Below are 4,541 nucleotides of genomic sequence, written 5' to 3' on the forward strand. Positions count from 1 at the left end.
CCAATGCGGGCGAGGCGAAAGAGTCCACCGGTGCCAATGCATCCGTGATCTATGTCCCGCCAGCCGGCGCCGCAGCGGCAATCGAGGAAGCGATCGATGCGGGGATCGAGCTGATCACCTGTATCACCGAGGGCGTCCCGGTGCTCGACATGGTGCGCGTGAAAGCCAAGCTGGAGAAATCAAACTCCCGCCTGATCGGCCCGAACTGCCCGGGCGTCCTGACCCCGGAAGAGTGCAAGATCGGCATCATGCCAGGCAAGATCTTCCAGAAGGGCTCTGTCGGCGTCGTCTCGCGCTCCGGCACGCTAACCTATGAAGCCGTGTTCCAGACCTCTCAGGCCGGCCTTGGCCAGACAACGGCTGTCGGCATTGGCGGCGACCCGGTCAATGGCACCAACTTCATCGACGTGCTCGAGAAATTCCTCGGCGATGACGAGACCAAGTCGATCATCATGATCGGTGAAATCGGTGGCTCGGCTGAAGAGGAAGCGGCGCAATTCCTGAAGGATGAAGCAAAGAAAGGCCGCAAGAAACCCATGGTCGGTTTCATCGCTGGCCGCACCGCGCCGAAGGGCCGGACCATGGGTCATGCCGGTGCCATTGTTTCGGGCGGCAAGGGCGATGCAGAGTCCAAGATCGCGGCAATGGAAGATGCTGGCATTCGTGTGAGCCCGAGCCCTGCCCGGCTTGGTGATACCATGGTAGAGGTTCTTAAAGGTTAGTCCCGGATTATATATTCCGGATGGCGGCCAGACTGGGCCCTTAAAAAGACCCCGCCGGGCCGTCCCTTGAAGATCAGGACGGTTAAGACATGGCAGACGACGGTAGCGCAGTTACAGGCAAACGCAGCGCGCAGAACAGCGCGATGCTGGATACCGCTTTCCTCTATGGGGGAAGCGCGGTCTGGATCGAGAAGATGCAGGCAGCCTATGCCCGCGACCCCAATTCCGTGCCGGAAAGCTGGCGCGACTTCTTCGCCGATCTCGGCGATGGCAGCGAAGAGGCTGCCCGCAATGCGGACGGCGCCAGCTGGAAGCGCGAAAAGTGGCCGAAGCCTGCCGATGCAGACCAGGTCGCCGCGCTCGACGGCAACTGGGCGCTGATCGAGCCGAAGCTTGAGCAGAAGATCAAGGGCGCCAAGCCTGCTGCATCTGCCGAGGAAGTGGCCGGCGCAGTCAAGGATTCGATCCGCGCGCTGATGATGATCCGCGCCTATCGTGTGCGCGGTCACCTTGCTGCCAAGCTCGATCCGCTGGCGATGGACTATGATGCCGAGCATCCAGAGCTCGAGCCCGCCAATTACGGCTTCACCGATGCCGACATGGACCGCAAGATCTATATCGATGGCTATCTCGGCCTCGATTATGCGACCATTCCGGAAATCCTCGACATCCTGAAGCGGACCTATTGCTCAACCATCGGTGTTGAATTCCAGCATATCTCGAATCCGGAAGAGAAATCCTGGCTGCAGGAGCGGATCGAGGGGCCGGACAAGGGCGTCGCGTTCACCCCGGAAGGCAAGAAAGCGATTCTTGCCAAACTGATTGAGGCAGAGACGTTCGAACGCTTCCTTCACAGGCGCTACCCGGGCACGAAACGCTTCGGCCTCGATGGCGGTGAAGCGGCCGTGCCGGCGCTGGAACAGATCATCAAGCGCGGCGGCGCGCTCGGCGTGAACGAGATCATTGTCGGCATGCCACACCGCGGGCGCCTCAACATGCTCGCTGCCGTGATGGGCAAGCCCTATGAGAAAATCTTCCACGAATTCCAGGGCGGCTCGACGCAGGGGGCCGAAGGCTTTGGCTCCGGCGATGTGAAATACCATCTCGGCGCCTCCTCCGACCGCTCGTTCGATGGCAATGAGGTTCACCTCACCATGAATGCCAACCCGTCTCACCTCGAGGCGGTCGACCCTGTCGTGCTCGGCCGGGCGCGCGCCAAACAGGCGATGGAGGCCGAAGAGACCGGCCAGCTCGACCGCTCGCGCAAGCTGCCGCTTCTGCTGCACGGCGATGCAGCCTTTGCCGGCCAAGGCGTTGTCGCTGAATGTTTCGCCCTGTCAGGCCTGCAGGGCTACCGCACCGGCGGGACGATCCACTTCATCGTCAACAACCAGATCGGCTTTACGACGAGCCCGATGTATTCGCGCTCCTCGCCCTATCCGTCAGACGTCGCGCTGATGGTCCAGGCGCCGATCTTCCACGTGAACGGCGATGATCCGGAAGCGGTGACCTATTGCGCGAAAGTCGCAACGGAATACCGCCAGAAATTCGGCAAGGACGTCGTCCTCGACATGTTCTGCTATCGCCGGTTCGGCCACAATGAGGGTGACGAGCCGATGTTCACCCAGCCGGTCATGTACGCCAATATAAAGGGCCATGAGTCGACCCGCGAAATCTATGCCCGCCGCCTCGTTGAAGAGGGGCTGGTCACGGCCGACGACGTCGAGCAGCAGGTCACCGATTTCGAGAACTTCCTCGACAAGGCCTTTGACGAGGGCAAGGAGCTGGAGCGCCAGAAAGCTGATTGGCTGGACGGCGAGTGGGAAGGCCTTGGCCTGCCAGAAGATGACGAGCGCCGCGGCAAGACGGGCGTCTCCAAGAAGCGGCTGACAGAGCTTGGCGAGAAGATCACGACGGTTCCGGACGGGGTCGACATTCACAAGACGCTGAGGCGCGTCATTGACGGGCGCCGTGAGGCGATCACCTCCGGCAAGGGGCTCGACTGGGCAACCGCCGAACATCTTGCCTATGCGACCCTGCTCGATGAGGGCTTCCCGGTGCGCCTGTCAGGTCAGGATTCTGGCCGCGGCACTTTCTCCCAGCGCCACAGCCATTTCGTCGACCAGCAGACCGGCGAGCGCTACACGCCGCTCAATAATCTCTCCGGCGATCAGGCCAATTATGAAGTGATCGATTCGCTTCTCTCTGAAGAAGCCGTGCTCGGCTATGAATATGGCTATTCGCTTGCCGATCCCAATTGCCTTGTCCTCTGGGAAGCGCAGTTTGGCGACTTCTCCAACGGGGCGCAGGTCTTCTTCGACCAGTTCATCTCCTCGGCTGAGCGCAAATGGCTGCGGATGAGCGGCCTCGTCTGCCTCCTGCCACATGGCTATGAGGGCCAGGGGCCGGAGCACTCATCGGCACGTCTCGAGCGCTTCCTGCAGATGTGCGCCGAAGACAATATGCAGGTCTGCAATCTGACGACGCCGGCCAATTATTTCCATGCGCTGCGCCGCCAGATCCACCGCGACTTCCGCAAGCCGCTGATCATCATGACGCCGAAATCGCTCTTGCGGCACAAGCTCGCGACAAGCGCGCTCGAAGATCTCAACACCAAATCCTCCTTCCACCGTGTCCTCTGGGATGACGCAGAGACGCCGGGCCGCGAAGGCAAGGTCAAGCTCACCAAGGACAAGAAGATCCGCCGCGTCGTGCTCTGCTCGGGCAAGGTCTATTACGACCTGTTCGAAGCGCGCGAGGAAAAGGGCGTCGATGACGTTTACCTGCTCCGCGTCGAGCAATTCTATCCGGTGCCGCGCAAGTCTCTGATGCAGGAGCTGAAACGTTTCCCGCAGGCCGAGATGGTCTGGTGCCAGGAAGAGCCGCGCAATATGGGCGGCTGGACTTTCATGCGCGACGAGATCGAATGGACGGCAAGACAGGTCGGGTGCGAGAAGCCGCGCCCGAAATATGCCGGCCGCCCGCCATCGGCCGCGACTGCGACGGGCCTGCTGGCCCAACACAATAAGGAAAAAGATGCTCTCATTGGCGCCGCGCTGGGCGACCAGCCGGTCGAGGACAGCATCGTCTCCGCCTGACCGAAGACAACCGAACACACGAAACGGACTGACTTATGACTGACATCATCGTACCGCAGCTCGGCGAGAGCGTCACAGAGGCGACGGTCGGCCAATGGCTGAAAAAAGCGGGCGATTCCGTCTCCAGGGACGAGGTGCTCGTCGAGCTTGAGACTGACAAGGTCTCGGTCGAAGTGGCCGCGACGGCAGACGGCACGCTGTCCGAGATCGTCGCCAATGAAGGCGATACGGTCGAGATCGGCGCTGTGCTCGGCCGGCTCGGCAGCGGCAATGGCGCGGACAAGAAGGCGGATGCGCCGGCCAGGTCGGACGCCAAACCCGAGGCAAAGGCTGAAAAGACCGAAGCGGCCCCCAAGCAGAAAGCCGATGCGCCAAAACAGGGCGCTTCAGCAAGCTCAGGCGGCGGCGATGCTGTTGATGTCACCGTCCCGGCCATGGGCGAAAGCGTCACCGAAGGCACGCTTGGGGAGTTCACCAAAAAGGTCGGCGATACCGTCTCCAAGGATGAAACGATCGCAGAGATCGAGACCGACAAGGTCGCCCTCGAAGTGCCGGCGACTGCAGACGGCACGATTTCCGAACTGCTTGTCTCGCCGGGCGATACGGTCACGCCGGGCAGCGTGATTGCACGCATCAGCTCAGGCGCTGGCGGCGGCGGCACGGTCGCCAAGGAAGCCCGCGTCAGTGAAGGTGCGCCAACCACGCAGACCCCGGCAGAGAC

The 4,541-nt window shown here is 61.7% G+C and carries 3 protein-coding genes; all 3 read left to right on the plus strand.

The features are described from left to right. On the plus strand, window positions 1–722 hold a 722-nt coding region (sucD, locus tag WA989_RS04545; RefSeq protein WP_424339320.1), incomplete at its 5' end, for a succinate--CoA ligase subunit alpha. An 89-nt stretch (window positions 723–811) separates the two neighbouring features. After that, window positions 812–3,820: a 2-oxoglutarate dehydrogenase E1 component gene (locus tag WA989_RS04550; RefSeq protein WP_424339321.1), complete on the plus strand. Its 3,009-nt coding sequence runs from the start codon at window positions 812–814 to the stop codon at window positions 3,818–3,820. A 35-nt stretch (window positions 3,821–3,855) separates the two neighbouring features. Then, the coding region (locus WA989_RS04555) for a biotin/lipoyl-containing protein (RefSeq protein ID WP_424339322.1) at window positions 3,856–4,541 on the plus strand (686 nt) is incomplete at its 3' end.

The organism is Henriciella sp., assembly GCF_049649345.1.
GTDB lineage: Bacteria > Pseudomonadota > Alphaproteobacteria > Caulobacterales > Hyphomonadaceae > Henriciella.